Raw genomic sequence first — 21,463 nt, 5'->3', positions numbered from 1 at the left:
ACCGCGCCGATCAGGGCTCCCCCTGGGTATCGCGAAACCGGGCTAGCAGCCAGCACGCGGAATGTCGATAGGTTCGCAGAACGGCAGCCGCCCGGCGGCGCGGGGCAGATTCGATTGCCCTTTCAGGCCTATCGGGCGTGTGGTTCGATCCGGGAAAGGCGCGGTTCAGAGGCCGTCCGACTCGCCGTTTTTCGGCGTCGAGCTGGGCGTGAACGGGGCAAATGACGGTCGGTTCGTGGTCGGGACGATCATCTTGCTCTCCGCACCCGCGGAATTGGTCGTCGCGGGGGCGGAGGGTCCGCATCCGGCCGTTACAGCCCCAGCACCTCGCTGCGCTCGCCGAGCTTGAGCGTCACCTCGCGCGGCTCGAGCGCGGTCAGCGACCGGCCACCGAGCGATTCGCCTTGCCGCAATCGCACGACCTTCTGGTCGATCCGATTGAGGAAGATCGCGATTGTGTCGCCCTCGCCGACCACGGCGCCGACCAGCAGCAATGGCGGCGGCGCCTCGACCGGCACGGGCGGTGGAGGCGGCTGCGCCTCTTCCACCGGAGCCGCGGCAACGGCGCGGGGCGGCGGCCGGCGCGACGCCGAGAAGATCGGGCGCTCCTGGGTCAGCGCCGAGAACGGCACCGACCACAGCGGATTGCCGCGGGGGATCGGCTTGCTCGCAGTCTGCGACGGCCGCGCGATCGGCCTCATGGTGCCGACATCAAGGCTTTCGGCGGCGCTGGGCGCGGCATCGCCGGACAGGATGTCCATGCGTGACCAGGTGGCAGCCGCGGTCTCGGCAATGCCCAGGATCATGCTCAAAATCCAACATGACGCGGCAGCCGCGCCCAAGATGACCAATCCCGTCGGTTTCAGCCCCCGGACATCTTAATTCCCTTGCGAATGGTTGCCACGCCAGCACGCGGCAAGCCTCGCCCACCAGACTAGTTACGATGCGCCCCCGCCATCAAACCGGCACCGGTTTGATCCCAAGCCCGACTGCTGTCCATCAGCTTCCTGCCATGTTGCAACGTGTGAGAGTGTTGCCCAACGGCCACGATCATTGAAATTGCACGCGGAACAGGTGGGAACCCGGCGCAAATAAGCCTTGCTGCCATCGGCCGTATAGATCTGCGCCTTGATGCTGCTGCCGCTGCTGTCGCCGCCGGTCTGGCTGAAATCGTACCAGGTCACGACAAAGCCGCCATTGGGCAGCGCCGAGATGGTTGGCTTGAGCTGGTCGGAGGCCGTCGCGGTGTTGACCAGGAATTCGCTGCTGACCTTGCTGCCATCAGCCGCAAACATCTGCGCCTTGACGCTGGTCGCTTCGTCATCGCCGAGCGTTCCGCTCAGATCTTCCCAGGTCACCACAAACCCGCCATTGGCCAGCCCCGTGATGGTTGCGTTGTCCTGGCTGCCGCCGGTTTTAGAGTTTTTTGAGCGGCCGCCGAGAGCCAGGGAGGCCGAGGCGTCAGACGGTCGATGCTCGCGGCTTGGCGCCCATTCCGGGCCTGGGCGATCTCTCTGCGCGTCATCTTGGTGGTCACGGCGTCGCGGAGAGTTGCCGGAGGCGGAATGGCCGTTGCCGAGATTGGCCAGTTGAACCGACGAGAACAGTGACGACGCGCCGGGATTGAGATTGACGCCCAGGTTCGTCGTGTAGTTGGACAGATCGTAGGTATCGACGCCACCGCCGTCCCAGACCGTCTCGTAGATGCGGTTGGCCGAGCCGCCAGCGCCGCCGCCCGGCGCGAGCTGCCCGACCCCGTTGATAATCTCCCGCCCATTCGTCGGGCTCCAAGCATAGACCATGTTGCTGCTCTGCGTGGTGTAGTTCGCGCCGTACATTGCCTGGAGTGCAAGGATATCGTTGGCCATGTAGGTCTGCGGATACCCGTAGGCCTCGTTGGTATAGCCGCTTGTCGTCGATGCACCGACATAGCTGCGATAGCTCATGACGGTATATTCGCTGTCGTCGTGGCCGCTCGGCACCGCGACATTGGCGGGGCCGCCAGTCTCCTGGCTGTGCTTGAGCCCGAGGGCGTGGCCGAGTTCGTGCAGCGCGGTCGTGAAATAGTAATTGCCGAGCTTGGCCAGCGAGTAATTGTATTGGGTCCCGAACCACACGTCGCCGCCCGACGCATAATTACCGGGGTAGTAGGCGTAGGAGGTCGGATTGGCCGAGAGCGATTGGGCGATCATAATGTCGGCGCCGTTGGTCCCTGCGTACTGGATGCTGGCGTTGGTGTAGCCTAGGATCAATCCGATCGCGTAGTTGATCGCGGCCTGCATCTGGCTGGGCGCTGAAGCAAAGCCTGAGGTCGTCGGCTCGCTGTTGCCGCCCGTGTATGGATTCGCGTAGTCGCCAGGCGCGTCGGGAAAGCTGTAGGTGACGGTGCCCGACCATTTGTAGCCTGACAGCATACCGTCGATATCGCCGTTGTTGGTGGCACTAACGGTGACAGACGTGGCCAATGGACTCTCCGGGGCGACGCGTCGCGCGTGATTCCGGGCGCTGGCGGCTGATTCTAGCTCCGGGGGTAAACGTTTGTCTTAAACTTGGTGTCCGTGCCTGGCCCCCTTCCGTAAGGCTGCATTAGCCGTCAAATTCCGTAGTCATACGGTGCCGAAGACAGATTGCGGGTTCCGCCTGGGACTATGTTTTGTAAGGGAAGTGATGAAACTCGGCCCATTGTCAGCCGGACTGATCGGTGCCCTGGCGGTGCTCGCCGGGCCGGATCGTCTGCCCATCGGAGAACAGCCTGTCATGGTCGGGAAAGCCAAGGCGGACGACAGCGCCAAGGACAAGGCGGGACGCGCCCCCTCCATGCCCATGGCCCGCGATCCCTCCGCCGCGGTGGCGGAGGAATACGAAGCCGCCCGCCGGAAGGGAACGCGGGAGGCGTTCGAGCTCTTCCTTGCGCGACACGGCGATGATCCGCAGGCCGAGCAAGCGCGCGCCGAGCTGAAGCGCCTGTCGCGCTGATCCCTTCATGCAGCGCAGCAAACCGCACCAAGCACTGCATTTTGACAGGCGACATCCGCGCCGGCGCAGACTTGCCGCATGATGTTTCGGCACTATGGTGACTCCGCAATCTGACCCGGAGCCTTTCACGATGCCCTTTCCGCATGCCTCGGAAGCCCTGTCGCGCTTCACCGTGCTCGATCTGACCCGTGTCCGGTCCGGGCCCACCTGCGTGCGGCAGCTCGCGGACTGGGGCGCCACCGTGATCAAGATCGACGCGCTGACCGAGGATTCCGGCGGCGAGCAGCCGGGTGGGCCGCGACGCGGGTCCGACTTCCAGAATTTGCACCGCAACAAGCGGGCGATGACGCTGAACCTGAAGGACGAGCGCGGGCTCGCCGTGTTCAAGCGCCTCGCCGCCAAGGCCGACGTCGTGGTCGAGAATTTCCGTCCCGACGTGAAGAAGAAGCTCGGCATCGACTATGAGAGCCTGCGCGAGATCAATCCGCGCATCGTCTATGGCAGCATCTCCGGCTTCGGACAGGACGGCCCCTATCACAAGCGCCCCGGCTTCGATCAGATCGCCCAGGGCATGGGCGGGCTGATGTCGATCACCGGCGCGCCGGGCGAAGGGCCGATGCGGGTCGGAATTCCCGTCGCCGACCTCGCGGCCGGCCTGTTCTGCGCCATGGGCATCCTCACCGCGCTGCTCGAGCGCGAGGTTTCCGGCAAGGGCCAGTGGGTGCAGACCTCGCTGCTGCAGGCCCAGATCTTCATGCTCGACTTCCAGGCCGCGCGCTGGCTGATGGAGAAGGAAGTGGCAAAGCAGGCCGGCAACAATCATCCGACCAGCATCCCGACCGGCGTGTTCAAGACTTCGGACGGCTACATCAACATCGCCACCACCGGCGGGCGGATCTGGGAGCGTTGCGCGCAGGCGATCGGCGCGCCGGAGCTCTACAGCCACCCTGATTATGCGACCGCCCCGGCCCGCTCCAAGAACCGCGACGCGCTCAACGCCGAGATCGAAAAGCGCACGGTGACGAAGTCGACCGAGACCTGGGTCCGCGAGTTCAACGACGCCGGCGTGCCCTGCGGACCGATCTACGCCATCGACCAGATGTTCGAGGACGCGCAGGTCAAACATCTCGGCATCGCGCAGGACGTGCCGAACGACGAGGACCGCCACATCCGCCTGGTCGGCCAACCCGTCACGCTGTCGCGCACGCCGAGCAAGATGGTGGCGCGGCCGCCGGAATTCGGCGAGCAGACCGACGAGATCTTGAAGGAGTTCGGCCTCAGTGCAGACGAGATCGCGACGCTCCGGAACGCCAAGGTGGTGTGAAGAACGGCCGCGTCTCGACAGCTGGCCCTTCGGATCCGGATCGCCGCGGTGATCACCATCGGCCGCGCATTGACGGCTTAAGCAACTAGATCTTGCGCAAACCGTCGAAGCGCGTGCCGACATAGCGGCCGGCAGCATCGACGACACGACAAAGCTCGCCGCCGTCATGGTAGAGCAGCACAACCTTCGCTCCCGCCTCGAACTGTCCGGTCGGTGGGTCGCTCGGCGCGCCCTGCGAGGCATAGAAGGGCTGCGATCTCGCCACCTCGTGGGTGAACTGGTTGGGCGGCGGCGAGATCAGGCAGTCCGACGGGATCAGTGACGAATCTGGAAGCACGATTGCTTCCGGTCGCTTCATGCCCTCCATGATCCTGTATCCCTGAGTCGTTCGTGAAGAACTGGCGGCGGCGCCCGGCTCAAGCGGTGTTTCGAGCCGGGACGGTCTCGAAGAAGGCTCGGATGATGACACGCAAGAGCTCTGCGAGCCATCGCAGCAGCAGACCGAAGTTATAGCCGGCGGCGGCGAGAACAGTGTTGATGCGGTCGCCGAGGCGTCCCTTGAGATAATTTCTGTCCATGCGGTGCTCGGCCTTGACGTGGCCGATGACAGGCTCGACAGCCGCGCGACGCTTCATCTCGCGACGGATGGAAGCTGTGACGCGGCGGACCTGACCCGAGATCCAGACCCTGAACCGATGCGGGTGGTTGTGACCGCGATATCCTTTGTCGACGTGGATACGGCGAGTCTCCACCCCGGTGAGCTTCTCCATGTCGGCGATTACGGGACCGAGCGTGTGCCCATCGAAGGGATTGCCATGCAGGGCCTTGGCATGGAGCACGAACTGGCCGCCCTTCGGAGACGTCACAGGGGTGGCGATGCTGACCTTGCAGCCGAACTCGTAGGGCGCGCGGGCTTTACCTTTGCCGATGCACTCAACCTCCGGAGCATGTAACGCATAGACCTTCGGACCGCGCTGATGCTGATCCTGGCTGCGCACCTGCTGCGCTAAACCGAGCAACGGGCCGAAGCGAGCTTCCAGCACCGTATCGCCATCAATCTTGCGGCGGATGTCGCGGATGATCCGGCCAAGCCGTGTCCGCAGGAACTTGAGCTGCCGCCGGGCGCGTTTGAACTGGTGGGCGTGGGTATAGCGGCCGGTCATGATGGCGGCGCGCTTGGCCAGGCGCAGATAGCTCTGGCGTAGCGGCACACGGTTGCACTTGGCGAGCCCGACCAGCTTGGTGATTGCTCGATGCAGCAGCCGCGCGTCGGTCGGATGTGCAACCGCCTTGGGCTGCACTGTGGTATCGACGACCACCCGTTCCAGGTCCTTGGGACCGATGGCGCCGGTCTTGTGCGCCACTGAAAGACTTTCCTGGATCAGGGCGACGAGCTGTTCCTCGCCGAGCCGCTGCCGCCAGCGTGTCATCGACGATCGATCGAACGGCAGACGGTGGCAGAAGCTCAATTCGCCGCAGAAGTATTGGTAATAGGGGTTCTCGATCCAGCGAGCGCACAGCACCTCATCTGACAGGTTGTGCATGTGCTTCAAAATGAACAGGCCGGCGACTAGCCGCGTCGGCAAGCCCGGCTGGCCCGACCCTGCTTGGCACACTGAACTGAAGCGCTCATTCAGGATGTTCCAGTCGATCAGCGCTGCCAACCGCACCAGCGGATGACCCATGTCGATGATCTGATCAAGCGCCGGAAGCAACAGGTCTTTCTGGCGATCATCCCTCGGCTTGCTCATCGCATTCCCCAATGTCGACGACGCCGTCAGGGAATCACGAATCGCCCAAAAGCAAAATCCTAAAACGCAAGAAAGCGAGGTCCAACACCCCGCTTTCCTGCAAAATCGAATACTACATCAAGACAAATTCTGCTTATTTCTCAGATCAATCCGCATTCTTCACGGACGACCCCTGAATTGCCGAGGAGCCTTGCTTGGCAAAGAGTTAGCCTTAGGGGCCAAGGCTCTCCTCGGGTAACGTGATCGGAATCCGCGGGAGCACGATGCCTCTTGCCTTTTCAGCATGCGCGGCGACGAGCCCCGCCTCAGCCATATGGAGATGATCAGGTAGCTGATACGGCTGGGCAGCGTCCATGTTCACCTGATAGCCGAGATCCTGCAAGCTTGCGATCGTCACCCGGCTCATCGGATTGCCGCCCTGATTGACGAAGCCGGTCATCAACTCTGCGCCGAACACTGTGTCGCGCCAATGCGAGTCCACCGTCCCCCGCCCGCCGGTGTTTTCGACGGGAACAGGCAGCGACCCCGCCGAACCACGGAGCTTGCCGTATTCGCGCATGGCGCTGGGGCCGTTGAATGTCGGATTGCTGGGGTCGACCCTCTTCAGCAATTTCTTGTTCGTCCAGATCGTGCCGATGCCGATCACGTGCCCCATCTCGTGCGTGATGACGTCGTTGAGGGTGCCGTCCGCCTCCATCGCCGCGAGGTCGGCCGTATCGAATTGCATGTCGCCTGTCGCCGGCAGGAACGCGGCGGCTCCGGCATTCTGCGGGCGCAAGCGGTTCGGTCCCGCCTGACCGAGAATCCTCCCGGGGCCGTCGATGTCGGTGCCCTGCGCCGTGATACGCAGATTGTTGATCCTCTCGCCGCCGACCGTGACATCAGGCAGATCGCCGACGATCGCATGTGTCCAGCGGTTTGCCGCAAGCTTGAAAGCAGCCTTCTGCTTAGGCGTCAGCCCGCCCAGGAACCGAACTTCAATCGTGTAGCCTCCGGCAGCTACAGCGGCGGCCGCGTGTGAAATCTCCTCGCCCTTCCGGGCTCGATAATGCTCAACAGCCATGATGTCCTCCACAAAGAACAGATCAATGAAACTCTATCTACGCTTGTATCCTGATGCTGATTAACGTCACTGAGAAGCGCGGGAAGCGTCACAGGCTCTGACCGTTTCACGATGAAATAACGAAAGCCCGGCGTCACCGCCGGGCTTTCGATTCATCGTCACCGCGATCAGGAGGACCACCGCAGATACTGAGGACCAGATCAGGGATGCGCTCAGTAAATTTTCGCCAGCTTCGCTCTCCCGATTTGAACGGCGGCAGCTTCGCTCAAGTCCTGATCGAGCCGGCTCAACGAGACCGCCCGCATCGCGCCGGGACGGAGAACGTTGCAAATACCAAAAGCCCCGGCGAGCCGGGGCTTTTGCATTTCACGTCATCGCTGAGCCGATGCGATTGTTGTTCTTATTGCAATCCGGTCGGATTGGTCGTGCTGCCGATTGGCGTGATCGTTCCGCCGGCACCGTTGTTCGTGAAGCGATTGTTCGAATGCGAGCTGACCGTGCCGGACACGCCAGTGCTGTTGAACGAAAGGTCGTCGTTGGACAGGTTGACCGATCCGCCGACTTGCTTGACGCCGATCGTGTTGAAGGAAATGGTCGTGGCGTCAATGTTGATGCCGCCGCCCGAGATGGCAATGCCGGCAACCGAGTTGCTTGACACGACCGAATTGCTGAGGTGAACGGCGGCGCCGGCACCCACGCCGATACCGCTGGCCGCGTTGATCACCTTGACGTTGCTGAGCGTCGCCTTGATCAAGCCCGCAGCCGCACTTGCAATCGTAAAGCCGCTGCCTCCCATATCCCGAACCGTGGTATTCACGACGTTCAGCGTTCCAGTTTTCAATTCGCTTGGCTCAAGCGGCAGGCTTCGGCCGCCGCGGCCATCCGACGCAGCGCACCAAGCGGTCGATCACAGGCCAAAACAACAGCACGATCGCCAAGGTTGTGATCGAGCCGACCAGGCCGTTCGACCAGAACACCTTGAGGTTGCCACCGGACCCGATCATCGACAGGCGGAAGGCATCCTCGGCGCGGTTGCCGAGCACGAGCGCCAGGGTAAACGGCGCGAGCGGGATGCCGATCTTCTTGAAGACGTAGCCGACGACGCCGAAGCCCAGCATCAGCCAGATGTCGAACATCGCGTTCTGGATCGCATAGGCGCCGATCGCGCAGGACACCACGATCATCGGCGCCACCGCGGCGAACGGCACCCGCAGGATCGAGGCGAAGATCGGCACCGTCGTCAGCACCAGCACGAGGCCGACAACATTGCCGAGATACATCGAGGCGATCAGGCCCCAGACGAAGTCCTTGTGCTCCACGAACAGCAGCGGACCCGGATTGAGTCCCCACACCATCAACCCGCCGAGCAGGATCGCGGCCGTACCGGAACCGGGAATGCCGAGCGCCAGCATCGGCAGCAGCGCCGAGGTGCCGGAGGCATGCGCCGCCGTCTCCGGTGCGAACACGCCCTCGATGCGGCCGGGATCTTTGGCGAAGCGTTTTGCGAGGTTGTAACCCATGAAGGAGGCCGCGATCGCGCCGCCTGGGGTGATGCCGAGCCAGCAGCCGATGAACGAGGAACGCAGCAGCGTCACCCAGTATTTCGGCAGGTCCTTCCAGACGCTGAGCACGACGCGGAGCGAAATGCTCGCGGCGTGTCCACGCAGCGCCAGCCGCTCCTCCATCGTCAGCAGGATCTCGCTGATGCCGAACAGGCCGATGACTGCAACGAGGAAGTTGATGCCGCGCAAGAGCTCGGCCGAGCCGAAGGTCATGCGCAGATTGCCCGACACCGTGTCCATGCCGACGCCCGCGAGCAGAAGACCGAGCGACATCGAGATGACCGTCTTGTGCTTGGCCTCGCGCCCCAATCCGACGAAGGAGCAGAAGGTCAGCAGATAGACAGCGAAGAACTCGGGCGGGCCGAACTTCAACGCAAAGGACGAGATCATCGGCGCGAGGAAGGTGATCAGCAGCACCGCGACCAGCGAGCCGATGAAGGAGGACGTGAACGCCGCGGTCAGCGCCTCCGCCGCCCTGCCCTGCTGCGCCATCGGATAGCCGTCGAACGTGGTCGCGACCGACCAGGCCTCGCCGGGGATGTTGAACAGGATTGAGGTGATGGCGCCGCCGAACAGCGCGCCCCAGTAGATGCAGGACAGCATCACGATCGCCGAGGTCGGATCCATCGTGAAGGTGAGCGGCAGCAGGATCGCAACGCCGTTGGGGCCGCCGAGCCCGGGCAGCACGCCGACGAAGATGCCGAGCACCAGCCCGACCATCATCAGCACGAGCGTCTTCCATGTCAGAAGGACGGCGAAGCCATGAAGCAAGAGACCGAAAGCTTCCATCGTGAGCGCCTAGTGGCCGAAGGCCGCTTCGAGCGGCCCTTTCGGCATGATGACGTCGAAGGCGATATCGAAGGTGACGAACATGATCGCCGTGAACATGAAGGCGGTGAGCAGCGACTTCCACAGCGCGATCTTGCCGACGAGCCGCATGAAGCCCGCGATCAGGAGGAAGCTCGCGACGTAGAGGCCGAGGAACTGCATCACCAGGCAGAACAGCAGCGTCGGCACGAACACCGCCATCACACGGCGCGCTTGCGCACGCGTGACGAAGCTTTCGGATGCAGCGCGGTGCGCCACAAAGGCTGCAATCAGGCCATAGAGGCTGCCGCCACCGAGGATGACGGAGAGATAAAACGGGAAATAGCCGGGCTCCGGCCCGGTCGAATCCCAGGAGGCGCCGGCGCGCCAATTGTCATAGCCAAGGGTTGCGGCCAACGCGAGCAACAGCAGGCAGACGAATATCTCGATCGTGCCGGAGGAGACGACGGAGGGTGAGTCGTCTTCAGGCGCGGTCGGATCGTCGACGACGATTTCAAGTTCGGTTTGGGACATGAGCTGCTTTGCAAAAGCCGGGAGTGATGTCACCTCGCCCCGCTTGCGGGAAGAGGCAGAGGCCGCGTCCGCGGCCGTTTTCTAGAACGCCGAAGCGCCGGGTGAGGGGGGGACTCTCCGCGAGTCCGCCTGCCACTCTCTTCGGGGAGAGAGCCCCTCACCCCTGCCCTCTCTCCGTAAGAACGGGGAGAGGGAGAAGAGAGACGGCTACTTCGCGACGAATCCGGCTTCCGTCATCAGCGACTTGTTGGTGGCATCGTCCTCCTCGAGGAATTGCACCATGTCCTTGCCGGTGAGGAAGATCGGCTTCAGCGCCTGCTTTTCCATGTAGTCCTTGTATTCCGCGGTCTGCGTCACCTTGTGGAACAGATCGACATAGAACGCCTGCTGCTCCGGCGTGACCTTGCCGGGCAGGAACATCGCGCGCAGCATCAGATACTGGACGTCGACGCCCTCCTCCTTGCAGGTCGGGATGTCGGCCCAGGATTGCGTGTCCGTCACCTTGCTGGTGTAGGAAATGCGCTCCTTGTCGAACACGCAGAGCGGACGCACCTGGCCGGCACGCCAGACTTCGAGATTTTCGCTCGGGTTGTTGACGTTGGATTCAGTGTGGTTGCCGACGAGCTGGGTCGCGGCCTCGCCGCCGGACTTGTAGGGCAGATAAGAGAATTTTGCGCCGGTCTTCTGCTCGAGGAAGACGGTCAGCACGTGATCCTCGCGCTTGGAGCCCGTGCCGCCCATCTTGAACGGCGAACTCGCCGCCTTCGCGGCCGCGACGAATTCCTTCACCGTCTTCGGACCTGCGCTGTTGTCCCACAGCACGAACTGGTCGAGCGCGATCACCGAGACCGGAGTCAGCTCGCGCCAGTTGAACGGGATCTTCGCCGACAGCGGCAGCATGTAGATCAGCGAATAGGCGATCAGCACCTTGTTCGGGTCGCCTTCGCTGGACTTCATGTACATCAGCGCTTCCGCGCCCGAGGCGCCGCCCTTAAGCGAGACGACGATCGGCTGCTTCATCAGATTGTTCTTCTGAATGGCGGCCTGCATCATCCGCGCCATCTGGTCGGAGGCGCCGCCCGCGCCGGCGGCCACCACGATCTCGACGGGCTTGGTCGGCTCCCAGCCGGCAAAAGCCGGCGCGCCACAAAGCGCGGCGGCCAGCACGACCGCGGCCTTCATTCCATGTCCCACGTGCGTCTCCCCAATTTTTCGCCTATGTTCTTGTTCGGATTGGCAATTCGCGAAGCAATGCGAATTGCATTGTGCGGGCGAATGCCGGCCAGTTCAAGCCGGCCCGGCGCCGCTCCGCTTATGACTTTGGAATGAGATCGATTGCAAGCTCGACCGCTGAAATCTCGGGACTGGAATAGAAGGCGAGTCACCAAATCAACGCTGCAGTTCGGTTTGCCGCCTACGATCGTTCGGGAATTCCCTACTGTCTGGCGGTGAGAGATAATTTGTCACAGCTTTGTGCCAAAAAGCCCGCGAGATCATCGGGCGGATCGGCCAGCACGCCAGACGCAACCGATATGATCACTGGTCTCCAGTCGCTTCATTGAAGAACGGGCGCGTTTCCTCGTTTCGCAGATGCCGAAAGCCTATGGTCTATTTCAATCGGAATTCCGCTGGTCGAAAACCAGAAGTAATTCAAAGCACTTTGGCATTCGCTGTTGTCGTATTCGTGCTCGTTGTCACGAGCCTCATGATCGCGCCGGGCGCGGATGGGCTGTTAGGTGCATACCTCGCCGCCTTAATGCTCGGCATCGCCTGCAACGACGCCCGCCACTACCTCATTCCAAACGAGCTGACCGCCGCGGCTTTCGGAATTGCTTTGTTACGCGGATTGATCTTATTCAATGCCACTGCATCATCCATGCTGTGGCTGGTCTTTCGCGCCTTAGCGGTAAGTCTGCCGTTGCTTCTTCTCTTGTTGTTCTACCGCCACTGGCGCGGCCGGGACGGATTGGGACTTGGGGACGTCAAGCTTGCCGCGGTTGCCGGTGCCTGGCTCGAACTTTCAACGGCGGCTGCGGTGATCGAATTGGCGGCACTTTCGGCGATTGCCGCCTACGCCGCCAATGCTGTCGTGCGACGGCAGTCTCTGCGAGGTACGGCATTCCTGCCGTTCGGACTTTTTATGGCGCCAGCGATTTGGATCGGCTGGCTGAGCGAACAATTGCTCTGGCGCTGGGGGTATTTCTGGCCGGGTTGACCTCGCGGCTTGCAAGGGCGATGCCCCGGCGGTCTCGCGGCCACCAGTGAATGATCGAGACGCGGAGACCTAGTGTTGCGCGCTACTTGCCCTTCCAGTTCGGCGCGCGCTTGTTGAGGAAGGCGTCCATGCCCTCGCGGAAATCTTCGCTCATATAGGCCTTGAGGATCAAATCCTCGCCCTCTTCACGCGACAGCGTGCGGCGGATGCGGCGCACCGCCTCCTTGGTCGCTTCAAGCGTGAGCGGCGCGTGGCTTGCGACCAGCTTGGCGGTCTCATCGGCACGGCGCTGCAGCGTCTCGACGTCGGGCACGACCTCGTTGAGCAGGCCGAGCGACAGCGCTTCCTGCGCCTCGACGAGGCGCGCCTTGAAGATCAGATCCTTGGTGCGGGCAGGTCCTACCAGCGAGACGACGCGGCTGATGTTCGACATCGACAGGCAGTTGCCGAGCGTGCGTGCGATCGGAAAGCCGATGCGCGTGGTTTCGGTACCGATGCGAAGGTCGCAGCAGGCCGCGATGCCGGCGCCGCCGCCGGTGCAGGCTCCCGCGATCGCCGCGATCACGGGCACGCGGCACTGCTCGAGCGTGCCGAGCACGCGGTCGATGCGAGCCTCGTAGTCGAGCGCGTCCTGCGCGGTCTTGAAGGCGCGGAATTGAGAAATATCGGTGCCCGAGGCGAACGCCTTGTCGCCGGCGCCGGTCAGGATCAGCGCCTTGATCGCGCGATCGGCGTTGATCTCCTGGCAGATCTCCGCCATGCGGTCATACATGGCGAAGGTCATTGCGTTACGCGCCTGGGGGCGGTTGAAGGTGATCCGCGCGATGCCGTCCTGGACGGAGTAGAGCAGGTCTTCGTTGGTCGTCGTCGGTGCGTTCATCGCGCGCTCACTTTCTAGGTTAGTTCAGGGCCACCTGAGCCTTCAGGCCACCTGCGCCTTGGCCATCGGCACCGCGTCGCGTCCCTTCAGGACGTCCATGGCCGCCAATACGCCACCGCTCCGGTGCGGAATTTTTGCAAGATCCAGGCCCATCTCGACGCCGGCGAGCGTACCCATCAGCATCAGGTCGTTGAAATGGCCGATATGGCCGATGCGGAACACCTTGCCCTTGACCTTGTTCAGGCCCGTGCCGAGCGACATGTCGAAGTTTTCGAGCACCACCTTGCGGAAGGCGTCGGCGTCGTGTCCATCGGGCACGCGCACGCCGGTCAGCGCCGGCGAGTGTGCGGCGGGATCGGCGCACTGCGTCTCCAGGCCCCAGACCTTGACCGCGGCGCGCGTCGCGGCGCTGTGGCGCTTGTGGCGGGTCCAGACATTCTCCAGCCCCTCCTCTTCCAGCATCTTGACCGCTTCACGCAGGCCGTAGAGTAGATTGGTCGCGGGCGTGTAGGGGAAGGTGCCGAGCTTGTTGAAGGAGATGACCTCCTGCCAATCCCAGTAGGAGCGCATGCCGGGGTTGGCCTTCGCCACCGCGAGCGCCTTCTCCGAGACGGCGTTGAAGCCGAGGCCCGGGGGCAGCATCAGGCCCTTCTGCGAGCCGGCAACCGAGACGTCGATGCCCCAGGCATCGTGCTCGTATTCCATCGACCCAAGGCCGGAGATGGTGTCGACCATCAGGAGGGCCGGATGCTTGACGCGGTCGAGCAGCTTGCGCACGTCGAGCGGCGGCGTCACGCAGCCGGTCGAGGTCTCGTTGTGGACGACGCAGACCGCCTTGATCGTGTGCTGCTTGTCGGCGCTAAGCCGCTTCTCGATCTCGGCGAGATCGGCGCCATGGCGCCAGTCGCTCGGGATGAAGTCGACGTCGAGCTTGAACTTGTCGGCGATGCCGCGCCACAGCACGGCGAACTGGCCGGTCTCGCACATCAAAACCTTGTCGCCGGGGGCGAACACGTTGACCATCGCCGCTTCCCAGGCACCGGTGCCGGACGAGGGGAAGATTATCACGGGCTGCTGCGTGCGGAACACCCGCTGCATCGAGGCGAGGACCGCGAAACCGAGCTCCGCGAACTCCGGACCGCGATGGTCCAGCGTCGGCATGTCCATCGCCCGCAGCACCCGGTCGGGCACATTGGTCGGTCCTGGAATCTGTAAGAAATGCCTTCCAGTGTGCACGGTCATCGGCGTCCTTCCCGGTCTAGCCTTGGTTTTAATGGGCGCCGAATAGCACCATTTGACCAGCTTGTCCCCTCTCCTTAAGACGCCTCCCATGCATAAGCGGCGGGCCTCCGCCGCCCCTACTCCGCGGCCACCACCTTTCCGACCGGCAGGCGCCCCTCGGCCTCCGTAAACGGGCGCTCCGGATGCATCAGGAAGGCGGAGAAGCCACCGAGCAACAGCAGCCCCATCGACATCAGGAACGGCAGGTACCAGTTGCCGGTCGCGTCGATCACGAAGCCGGCAACGAGCGGGGAGACGATGGCGGCGAAGGCCGAGCCGGTGTTCATGAGTCCCGAGGCGGTGCCGGAATATTTCGGGGCGATGTCCATCGGGATCGACCACATCGGGCCGATCACCAGCTCGGCGCAGAAGAAGCCGGCCGACAGGCACAGCGCGACGATCGTGATGTCGTGGACGAACAGGATCGGAAACAGCGAAAGCAGCGCCCCGGTAAATCCCGCAACGGTGACGCTCAGCCGCGCCAGGCGGACATTGCCGGTGCGGTCGAGGATCTTGTCCGAGAGCACGCCGCCGACGCTGTCGCCGACCACGCCGGCGAAGAACACGCCGGAGGCGAACAGCGCCGAGTTCTTGATATCGAGATTGTAGTTGTTCTTGAAGAACAGCGGCAGCCAGTTGAGATAGAGCCACAGGCACCAGCCGTAGCAGAAATAGGTCAGCGTCACTGGCCACATGCGGCCGAGCAACGGCCCCCACGGCACGCGCGGCCGCTCGCCGGTCGGGCGCGGCGGCAGTGCGGCGAGCTCGGCCTCGGTGATGGAGGCGTGCTCCTTCGGCTCGTTGCGGAAGTACCAGACCCAGACGACGCCCCAGACCAGGCTGACGAGACCGAGCACGACGAACGCGCCGCGCCAGGTCAGCCAGAGGATCAGCAACGCCACCACCGGTGGCGTCACGGCATTGCCGAGCCGGGCGAAGGAATGGGTCAGTCCCTGCGCAAAACCGCGGCGGTTCGCGGGCGTCCAGTATTGCATCGCGCGCGTTGCCGTCGGAAAGGTCGCGCCCTCGCCGAAGCCGAGCGCGAAACGCGCGACGAACAGTGCGGCAAGGCCGTTGACGAAGCCGGTCGAGATGGTCGCCGCCGCCCAGATCATGCCGCACCAGAACAACGTCTTGCGCGGCCCGAAGCGATCGCCGACCCAGCCGCCGATCACCTGAAACAGCAGATAGGGATAGGCGAAGGCGGAGAAGACGAGGCCAAGCTGGGTGTTCGACAGACCCAGCTCCTTCTGGATCTCGCTCGCGGCGGTGCCGATGTTCACCCGGTCGACATAGGTGATGAAATACATCGCGCAGAGCATCGCCAAGACGACATGCGTGGCCTTGAACCGAATTCCCATCTCCACCCTCCCTGACTGTTTTTTATGATTGGCCTTGCGTGTCCCGCGCGACCTAGGTGCCGACCACTTTCAGATGCGGCGAGGCATTGCCCTGCGGGCGCTGCTCCAGCAGCTTCATCGCGGCGTCGACACCGCCGGAGCGATGCGGCACGCCCGCAACCGACAGGCCCATCTCCACGCCGGTCAGCGCGCCGAGCAGCGTCAGCGCGTTGCATTCGCCGAGATGGCCAATGCGGAAGACTTTTCCGGCTACCTTCGAGAGCCCGGAGCCGAGCGACATGTTGTAATTGTCGAGCACGATCTGGCGGAACTGATCGGCATCATGGCCGGGCGGCATCAGCACCGCGGTCAGCACCGGCGAGAACTCCGAGGGCTCCTGGCAGAGGATCTCGAGGCCCCAGTGACTGACGGCGGCACGCGTCGCGGCAGCCAGCCGCTGATGGCGCGCGAACACGTTGTCGAGCCCCTCTTCGAGCAGCATCGCGATCGCCTCGCGCAGGCCGTAGAGCAGATTGGTCGCCGGCGTGTAGGGGAAGAAGCCGTTGGCGTTGGGCTTGAGCATCTCCTCCCAGTCGAAATAGGAGCGCGGCATCTTGTTGGTCTTCGCAGCAGCGCGGGCCTTCTCCGAGATCGCATTGAAGCCGAGACCGGGCGGCAGCATGAAACCCTTCTGCGAGCAGCTCACGCTGACATCGACCTTCCACTCGTCGTGGCGGTAGTCGACCGAGCCGAACGAGGAGATGGTGTCGACCATCAGCAGCGCCGGATGCGAGGTGCGGTCGATCGCGGCGCGGATCTCGGCGATGCGGCTGGTCGCGCCGGTCGAGGTCTCGTTGTGCACGACCATGACGGCCTTGATCGCGCGCGCCTTGTCCTCGGTGAGCTTCGCCTCGATCAATGCGGGATCGGCGCCGCGGCGCCAGTCGCCGGGCACGAAGTCGACCTCGATGCCGAACCGCCCCGCCATCTGCTGCCACAGGGTGGCGAAATGGCCGGTCTCGACCATCAGCACCTTATCGCCTGGCGACAGCGTGTTGACGATCGCGGCCTCCCAGGCGCCCGTCCCCGACGAGGGGAAGATCACGACCGGACCCGCCGTTTGGAAAATCTTCTGGCTGCCTTCGAGCACGGCGCGGCCGAGCTCGCCGAATTCCGCGCTCCGGTGGTCGATGACCGGCATGTCCATGGCGCGCAGGACGCGCTCGGGGACCGGGCTCGGGCCGGGAATCTGAAGGAAATGGCGTCCCTGGTGCATGAAAACCTCCCTGTCGGCGGGCTCTCGCCGGCTTCGGAACTATTTTGCATTCATTTTTTGTCTTTTCAATCGAATTTTGGTATTTGATTGTGAACATCGACGCGATCAAACAGGCAAACTATTGTGCTGCAATGAAATCCACGATTCCCGACACCGGGGTTCCGATCGCCCCACCAGCCGCGAACGGCGGCGACCGCCAGGAGGCCTCGCTTCACGGCGAGATCCTGCTGCGGCTGCGCGACTACGTGGTCGAGGGCAATATTCCCGACGGCGCGCGCGTCCCCGAGCGGCAGCTCTGCGCGATGCTCGGGATCTCCCGCACGCCACTGCGCGAGGCCCTGAAAGTGCTCGCCTCCGAGGGCCTGATCGAGCTTCTGCCCAACCGCGGCGCGCGCGTCCGCCAACTCAGCCAGCGCGACCTCGAGGAGCTGTTCGACGTGATGGCGGGGCTGGAGAGCCTTGCCGGGCGCCTCGCCTGCGAGGCCATTACGGATGAAGAAATCACCGCGATCGAGCAGCTGCATTACGAGATGTACGGGCACTATCTGCATCGCGACATGCACGGCTATTTCCAGACCAACCAGCGCATCCACGAAAGCATCGTCGCGGCCGCGCGCAACGAGACCCTGAAGACCGCCTACGCCAACTTCGCAGGCCGCATCCGCCGGGTCCGTTACTCCGCCAATTTCGCCCGCAAGCGGCAGCGCTGGGCGGAAGCAATGCGCGAGCACGAGACCATCCTCGACGCGCTGCGCCGCCGCGCCGCCAGCGAGCTCAGCGACATCCTGTTCCAGCACCTGCGCAACAAGCGGGCGGCCGCGATCGAGCACCTGACCGAGCCCCAAGAGGACGCACCGGCCTCGCCCTGAGGGGCGACCGACTTGCTCATTTTGAATTCATAATATAATCGGTCGTGAGAAATAATGAATAACTCAGCAAGGCTGGGCCTCGCTGGGTCAATCCGGGACCAGGGATGACAAACGCCTCCTCGCTCGAACGGCGCCTGCGCGCGGAAATGACCGGCGACGTCCTGTTCGACGGCTTCAGCCGCGGCCGCTATGCCACCGACGCCTCGTTCTACCAGATCGTGCCGGCCGGCGTGGTCGTGCCCAGGACCATGGACGAGGCCCTCAAAGCGCTGGCGATTGCCCGCGACGAGGGCATCAAGGTCACCCCGCGCGGCGGCGGCACCTCGCAATGCGGCCAGAGCGTCAATGACGGCCTCGTGGTCGATCTCTCGAAGCACCTCAACCGCATCCTCTCGCTCGACGTCGCGGGCCGCACCTGCGTGGTCGAGCCCGGCATCGTGCTCGACGACCTCAACCGTCAGCTCGAGAAGCACGGCCTGTGGTTTCCAGTCGACGTCTCCACGGCCTCGCGCGCCACGATCGGCGGCATGGCCGGCAACAATTCCTGCGGTGGCCGCTCGCTTCGCTACGGCACCATGCGCGACAACACGCTGTCGATGGAGGCGGCGCTCGCCGACGGCACGCTGGGCCGGTACGGCGAGGTGTCGCGCGATCTCTCCGATCTCGATGCGAACGACGGCGCGCGCGCCCTGTTCCGCGACATGCTCGATCTCGGCGCCCGCGAGGCCGACGAGATCGCCGCGCGCTTTCCCAAGGTGCAGCGCCGTGTCGGCGGCTACAATCTCGATGCGCTGACGCCGCGCAATGCGCGCAACAACATGGCGCATCTCCTGGTCGGCTCCGAAGGCACCCTCGCCTTCACCACCAAGGTCGAGCTGAAGTTGTGGCCTGTGATCCGCAACAAGGCGCTCGGCATCTGCCATTTCGGCAGTTTCTACGAGGCGATGGACGCCGCCCAGCACCTGGTCAAGCTCAAGCCAATCGCGGTCGAGCTGGTCGACCGCACCATGCTCGCGCTCGGCCGCGACATCGCGATGTTCAGGCCGATCATCTCCGCCGCCATCAAGGGCGATCCGGATGCCGTTCTGGTGGTCGAATTCGCCGAAGAGGACCAGGCCGACAATCTGGTGCGCCTCAAGCAACTCGGCGAATTGATGGGCGATCTCGGCTTCGGCTGGAATAACGACAAGCGTAAATGGGGCGGCGTGGTCGAGATCACCGAGCCCGCGCCGCAAAGTGGCATCGCCGATTTCCGCGCCGCCGGCCTCAACGTCATGATGTCGATGAAGCAGGAGGGCAAGCCGGTCTCGTTCGTCGAGGACTGCGCCGTGCCGCTGCCGCACCTGGCCGACTACACCGCGCGCTTGAGCGAGGTTTTCGCAAAGCACGGCACCAGCGGCACGATGTATGCGCATGCCTCCGAGGGCTGCCTGCACGTACGGCCCGTGCTGAACCTGAAACTGGAGAAGGACGTCAAGGCGATGCGCGCGATCGCCGAGGAAGCCTTCACGCTGGTGCGCGAGTACAAGGGCTCGCATTCCGGCGAGCATGGCGATGGCCTGGTGCGCTCCGAATTCCACGAAACCATGTTCGGCGAGCGTCTCGTCGCCGACTTCAGGGAGGTGAAGAGCCGCTTCGATCCCGAGGGCGTCCTCAATCCCGGCAAGATCGTCGATGCGCCCCGGATGGACGATCGCTCGCTGTTCCGCTTCAAACCCGACTACCGCGTCAACGAGTTGAAGACGATGCTGGATTGGTCCGCCTATCCCGGCGCCGGCGGCGGATTCCAGGGCGCGGTAGAGATGTGCAACAACAACGGCGCCTGCCGCAAGCTCGAGGGCGGCGTGATGTGCCCATCCTATCGCGCGACGCGCAACGAGAAGGACGTCACCCGCGGGCGCGCCAACAGCTTGCGGCTCGCCATCTCAGGTCAGCTTGGTCCCGATGCGTTGACCTCCGACGAGATGATGGAGACCCTAAAGCTCTGCGTCTCCTGCAAGGCCTGCCGCCACGAATGCCCGACCGGCGTCGACATGGCCAAGATGAAGATCGAGGTGCTCGCCGCCCGCGCCGCGTCCCATGGCCTGACCCTGCGTGACCGCCTGGTCGGCTACCTCCCGCGCTATGCCGGTCTCGCGTCGCGCTTCGCGCCACTCGCCAATTTGCGCAACCGCAGCCCGTTGCTGCGAAAGCTGTTCGAGCGCTTTGCCGGCATCAGCGCGCGCCGTGCCCTGCCCGCCTTCCGCAGCGACGTGTTCGTGCCGCCCGCGGAAGCGGTCGGGCCGGAGACCGGCCGTGAAGTCGTGTTGTTCACGGACACTTTCAATCGCATCTACGAGCGCGAAAATTTCGACGCCGCGCTCCGCGTGCTCGCCGCGGGCGGTTATCGCGTGCATCTGCCCAAGCCGGCGAGCGGCAGCCGCCCGCTCTGCTGCGGCCGTACATTCCTCTCAGCCGGTCTCGTCGACGAAGCCAGGGCCGAGCTCGACCGCCTCGTGGCGGCGTTCGCGCCCTTTGCCGCCCGCGGCGTGCCGATCGTCGGCCTCGAGCCGAGCTGTCTGCTGACGCTGCGCGACGAGCTCACCTCACTGCGCAAGGACAACGATGCCAGGGCGGTCGGCGCCCACGCGCTGACTTTCGAGGAATTTTTGGTGCGCGAAGCGGAGGCCGGAAGGCTGCAACTGCCGCTCGGCACCGTCGCCGACAAAGCCGTCGTGCACGGCCATTGCCACCAAAAATCCTTCGGCGCCTTCAAGCCGGTCGAGCAGGTGCTGCGCCTCATTCCAGGCCTGAAGGTCGAGACCATCGAATCGAGCTGCTGCGGCATGGCCGGCGCGTTCGGTTACGGCGCTGACACCTATGATGCCTCGATCGAGATGGCTGAGCTGTCGCTGTTGCCCGCGGTGCGGCGCGCCGACCAAGCTACACTCGTCGTTGCCGACGGCACCTCCTGCCGGCATCAGATCCACGACGGCGCCCAGCGCGAAGCGCTTCACGTCGCGCGCGTGCTGGCGATGAGCCTCGACCGCGCCGGAGCAAATTCCACTTCTCACCCTAAAAAGGAAACCAGCCATGGCTGACCTCTCGCTCGACACCGCCCGCAAGATCCTCGACGCCGCCTTCGCAAAATCCACCGAGCTGAAGCTCAAGCCGCTGGTCGTCACCATCCTAGACGCACGCGGCGTGCTCAAGATCGCCGCGGCGCAGGACGGCACCAGCCTGATGCGCGCCGAGATCGCTCACGGCAAGGCCTATGGTGCGCTCGCCATGGGCATGGGCTCGCGCGCCTTGTTCCAGCGTGCGCAGGAGCAGGCCTATTTCATCGATTCCGTGAACACCATCGCCAAGGGCGCGCTCGTGCCGGTCCCCGGCGGCGTGCTGATCATGGATGGCGCGACGCTGCTCGGTGCCGTCGGCGTGTCTGGCGACACCTCCGACAATGATGAGGCTTGTGCGGTCGCGGGAATCCAGGCGGCGGGGTTGAAGGCAAACGCTGGATAGCGCTCGTCCGCGGCGAGGCAAAGCAAAAACGTGCGTCGATGCTGAAAGTTCGCCGGCGGCTGATGTCATCCTGTTTGAAGCATG

18 protein-coding genes and 1 pseudogene are annotated in these 21,463 nt (G+C 63.9%); 6 read left to right on the top strand and 13 right to left on the bottom strand.

The window, feature by feature from the left end; genetic code table 11:
• Positions 1-311: 311 nt before the first annotated feature.
• Both AB7531_RS13945 and AB7531_RS13940 read right to left on the bottom strand, forming a co-directional pair.
• Positions 312-806 (bottom strand): hypothetical protein, encoded by a 495-nt coding sequence (locus tag AB7531_RS13945; RefSeq protein WP_245328604.1) that lies wholly within the window; start codon positions 804-806, stop codon positions 312-314.
• 740 nt (positions 807-1,546) lie between these two features.
• Positions 1,547-2,465: pseudogene (locus AB7531_RS13940) on the bottom strand (M10 family metallopeptidase); the annotation flags it as partial.
• A gap of 202 nt (positions 2,466-2,667) precedes the next feature.
• Between AB7531_RS13940 and AB7531_RS13935 the strand changes: the two are divergent.
• On the top strand, positions 2,668-2,976 hold the full coding sequence (locus AB7531_RS13935; RefSeq protein WP_063986226.1) for a hypothetical protein: 309 nt from the start codon (positions 2,668-2,670) through the stop codon (positions 2,974-2,976).
• A gap of 130 nt (positions 2,977-3,106) precedes the next feature.
• Positions 3,107-4,300, top strand: a complete 1,194-nt coding sequence (locus AB7531_RS13930) for a CaiB/BaiF CoA transferase family protein (RefSeq protein WP_063982142.1) — start codon at positions 3,107-3,109, stop codon at positions 4,298-4,300.
• Between the two features lie 85 nt (positions 4,301-4,385).
• On the opposite strand, the gene AB7531_RS13925 is transcribed toward AB7531_RS13930, so the two are convergent.
• From AB7531_RS13925 to AB7531_RS13895, 7 genes are all read right to left on the bottom strand, one after another.
• On the bottom strand, positions 4,386-4,658 hold the full coding sequence (locus AB7531_RS13925; protein WP_245285670.1) for a hypothetical protein: 273 nt from the start codon (positions 4,656-4,658) through the stop codon (positions 4,386-4,388).
• Positions 4,659-4,716: 58 nt separating this feature from the next.
• Positions 4,717-6,051 (bottom strand): IS5 family transposase, encoded by a 1,335-nt coding sequence (locus AB7531_RS13920; protein ID WP_436855093.1) that lies wholly within the window; start codon positions 6,049-6,051, stop codon positions 4,717-4,719.
• A gap of 211 nt (positions 6,052-6,262) precedes the next feature.
• On the bottom strand, positions 6,263-7,126 hold the full coding sequence (locus AB7531_RS13915; RefSeq protein ID WP_245328603.1) for a leishmanolysin-related zinc metalloendopeptidase: 864 nt from the start codon (positions 7,124-7,126) through the stop codon (positions 6,263-6,265).
• 388 nt (positions 7,127-7,514) lie between these two features.
• Complete coding sequence (locus AB7531_RS13910) at positions 7,515-7,868, bottom strand: hypothetical protein (protein WP_063982141.1); 354 nt, start codon at positions 7,866-7,868, stop codon at positions 7,515-7,517.
• 97 nt (positions 7,869-7,965) lie between these two features.
• On the bottom strand, positions 7,966-9,465 hold the full coding sequence (locus AB7531_RS13905; protein ID WP_441279973.1) for a tripartite tricarboxylate transporter permease: 1,500 nt from the start codon (positions 9,463-9,465) through the stop codon (positions 7,966-7,968).
• 9 nt (positions 9,466-9,474) lie between these two features.
• Positions 9,475-10,017, bottom strand: coding sequence for a tripartite tricarboxylate transporter TctB family protein (locus AB7531_RS13900; RefSeq protein WP_063982139.1), 543 nt, complete (start codon positions 10,015-10,017; stop codon positions 9,475-9,477).
• A gap of 207 nt (positions 10,018-10,224) precedes the next feature.
• The gene (locus AB7531_RS13895; protein WP_028149699.1) at positions 10,225-11,199 is read right to left on the bottom strand and encodes a Bug family tripartite tricarboxylate transporter substrate binding protein; all 975 of its coding nucleotides are present in this window, start codon (positions 11,197-11,199) and stop codon (positions 10,225-10,227) included.
• A gap of 421 nt (positions 11,200-11,620) precedes the next feature.
• On the opposite strand from AB7531_RS13895, the gene AB7531_RS13890 reads away from it, so the two are divergent.
• Positions 11,621-12,232, top strand: coding sequence for a prepilin peptidase (locus AB7531_RS13890; RefSeq protein ID WP_084795051.1), 612 nt, complete (start codon positions 11,621-11,623; stop codon positions 12,230-12,232).
• 82 nt (positions 12,233-12,314) lie between these two features.
• Here AB7531_RS13890 and AB7531_RS13885 read toward each other — a convergent pair whose 3' ends face one another.
• From AB7531_RS13885 to AB7531_RS13870, 4 genes are all read right to left on the bottom strand, one after another.
• Positions 12,315-13,112, bottom strand: a complete 798-nt coding sequence (locus tag AB7531_RS13885) for an enoyl-CoA hydratase/isomerase family protein (RefSeq protein WP_063982137.1) — start codon at positions 13,110-13,112, stop codon at positions 12,315-12,317.
• A gap of 42 nt (positions 13,113-13,154) precedes the next feature.
• Positions 13,155-14,354: a pyridoxal-phosphate-dependent aminotransferase family protein gene (locus AB7531_RS13880; protein WP_063982136.1), complete on the bottom strand. Its 1,200-nt coding sequence runs from the start codon at positions 14,352-14,354 to the stop codon at positions 13,155-13,157.
• A gap of 116 nt (positions 14,355-14,470) precedes the next feature.
• On the bottom strand, positions 14,471-15,754 hold the full coding sequence (locus AB7531_RS13875) for an MFS transporter (protein ID WP_208070387.1): 1,284 nt from the start codon (positions 15,752-15,754) through the stop codon (positions 14,471-14,473).
• Between the two features lie 52 nt (positions 15,755-15,806).
• Entirely contained in the window at positions 15,807-17,009 is a 1,203-nt protein-coding gene (locus AB7531_RS13870; RefSeq protein WP_441279972.1) for a pyridoxal-phosphate-dependent aminotransferase family protein, read from the bottom strand.
• Positions 17,010-17,140: 131 nt separating this feature from the next.
• Here AB7531_RS13870 and AB7531_RS13865 point away from each other — a divergent pair, with 131 nt between their 5' ends.
• The 3 genes from AB7531_RS13865 (at position 17,141) to AB7531_RS13855 (ending at position 21,379) form a co-directional block, all read left to right on the top strand.
• Complete coding sequence (locus AB7531_RS13865; RefSeq protein WP_063986224.1) at positions 17,141-17,878, top strand: GntR family transcriptional regulator; 738 nt, start codon at positions 17,141-17,143, stop codon at positions 17,876-17,878.
• A gap of 104 nt (positions 17,879-17,982) precedes the next feature.
• Positions 17,983-20,958, top strand: coding sequence for an FAD-binding and (Fe-S)-binding domain-containing protein (locus AB7531_RS13860; RefSeq protein WP_063982133.1), 2,976 nt, complete (start codon positions 17,983-17,985; stop codon positions 20,956-20,958).
• Positions 20,951-21,379 (top strand): GlcG/HbpS family heme-binding protein, encoded by a 429-nt coding sequence (locus AB7531_RS13855; protein ID WP_038957479.1) that lies wholly within the window; start codon positions 20,951-20,953, stop codon positions 21,377-21,379. The genes AB7531_RS13860 and AB7531_RS13855 overlap by 8 nt, the downstream gene beginning before the upstream one ends.
• The last annotated feature ends 84 nt before the right edge of the window (positions 21,380-21,463 follow it).

Source organism: Bradyrhizobium sp. 63_E2_N1_3, assembly GCF_052076005.1.
GTDB classification, from domain to species: domain Bacteria; phylum Pseudomonadota; class Alphaproteobacteria; order Rhizobiales; family Xanthobacteraceae; genus Bradyrhizobium; species Bradyrhizobium barranii.
The sequence above is the reverse complement of the archived record's forward strand: the minus strand, read 5'-3'. Positions and strand labels throughout refer to the sequence as shown.

Coding starts and splice junctions, on each gene's coding strand:
- AB7531_RS13935 (WP_063986226.1), top strand. CDS start 2,668: ATGAAACTCGGCCCATTGTCAGCCGGACTGATCGGTGCCCTGGCGGTG.
- AB7531_RS13860 (WP_063982133.1), top strand. CDS start 17,983: ATGACAAACGCCTCCTCGCTCGAACGGCGCCTGCGCGCGGAAATGACC.
- AB7531_RS13945 (WP_245328604.1), bottom strand. CDS start 806: ATGATCCTGGGCATTGCCGAGACCGCGGCTGCCACCTGGTCACGCATG.
- AB7531_RS13855 (WP_038957479.1), top strand. CDS start 20,951: ATGGCTGACCTCTCGCTCGACACCGCCCGCAAGATCCTCGACGCCGCC.
- AB7531_RS13865 (WP_063986224.1), top strand. CDS start 17,141: ATGAAATCCACGATTCCCGACACCGGGGTTCCGATCGCCCCACCAGCC.
- AB7531_RS13900 (WP_063982139.1), bottom strand. CDS start 10,017: ATGTCCCAAACCGAACTTGAAATCGTCGTCGACGATCCGACCGCGCCT.
- AB7531_RS13870 (WP_441279972.1), bottom strand. CDS start 17,009: ATGCACCAGGGACGCCATTTCCTTCAGATTCCCGGCCCGAGCCCGGTC.
- AB7531_RS13925 (WP_245285670.1), bottom strand. CDS start 4,658: ATGAAGCGACCGGAAGCAATCGTGCTTCCAGATTCGTCACTGATCCCG.
- AB7531_RS13875 (WP_208070387.1), bottom strand. CDS start 15,754: ATGGGAATTCGGTTCAAGGCCACGCATGTCGTCTTGGCGATGCTCTGC.
- AB7531_RS13895 (WP_028149699.1), bottom strand. CDS start 11,199: ATGAAGGCCGCGGTCGTGCTGGCCGCCGCGCTTTGTGGCGCGCCGGCT.
- AB7531_RS13885 (WP_063982137.1), bottom strand. CDS start 13,112: ATGAACGCACCGACGACGACCAACGAAGACCTGCTCTACTCCGTCCAG.
- AB7531_RS13930 (WP_063982142.1), top strand. CDS start 3,107: ATGCCCTTTCCGCATGCCTCGGAAGCCCTGTCGCGCTTCACCGTGCTC.
- AB7531_RS13920 (WP_436855093.1), bottom strand. CDS start 6,051: ATGAGCAAGCCGAGGGATGATCGCCAGAAAGACCTGTTGCTTCCGGCG.
- AB7531_RS13905 (WP_441279973.1), bottom strand. CDS start 9,465: ATGGAAGCTTTCGGTCTCTTGCTTCATGGCTTCGCCGTCCTTCTGACA.
- AB7531_RS13890 (WP_084795051.1), top strand. CDS start 11,621: ATGGTCTATTTCAATCGGAATTCCGCTGGTCGAAAACCAGAAGTAATT.
- AB7531_RS13880 (WP_063982136.1), bottom strand. CDS start 14,354: ATGACCGTGCACACTGGAAGGCATTTCTTACAGATTCCAGGACCGACC.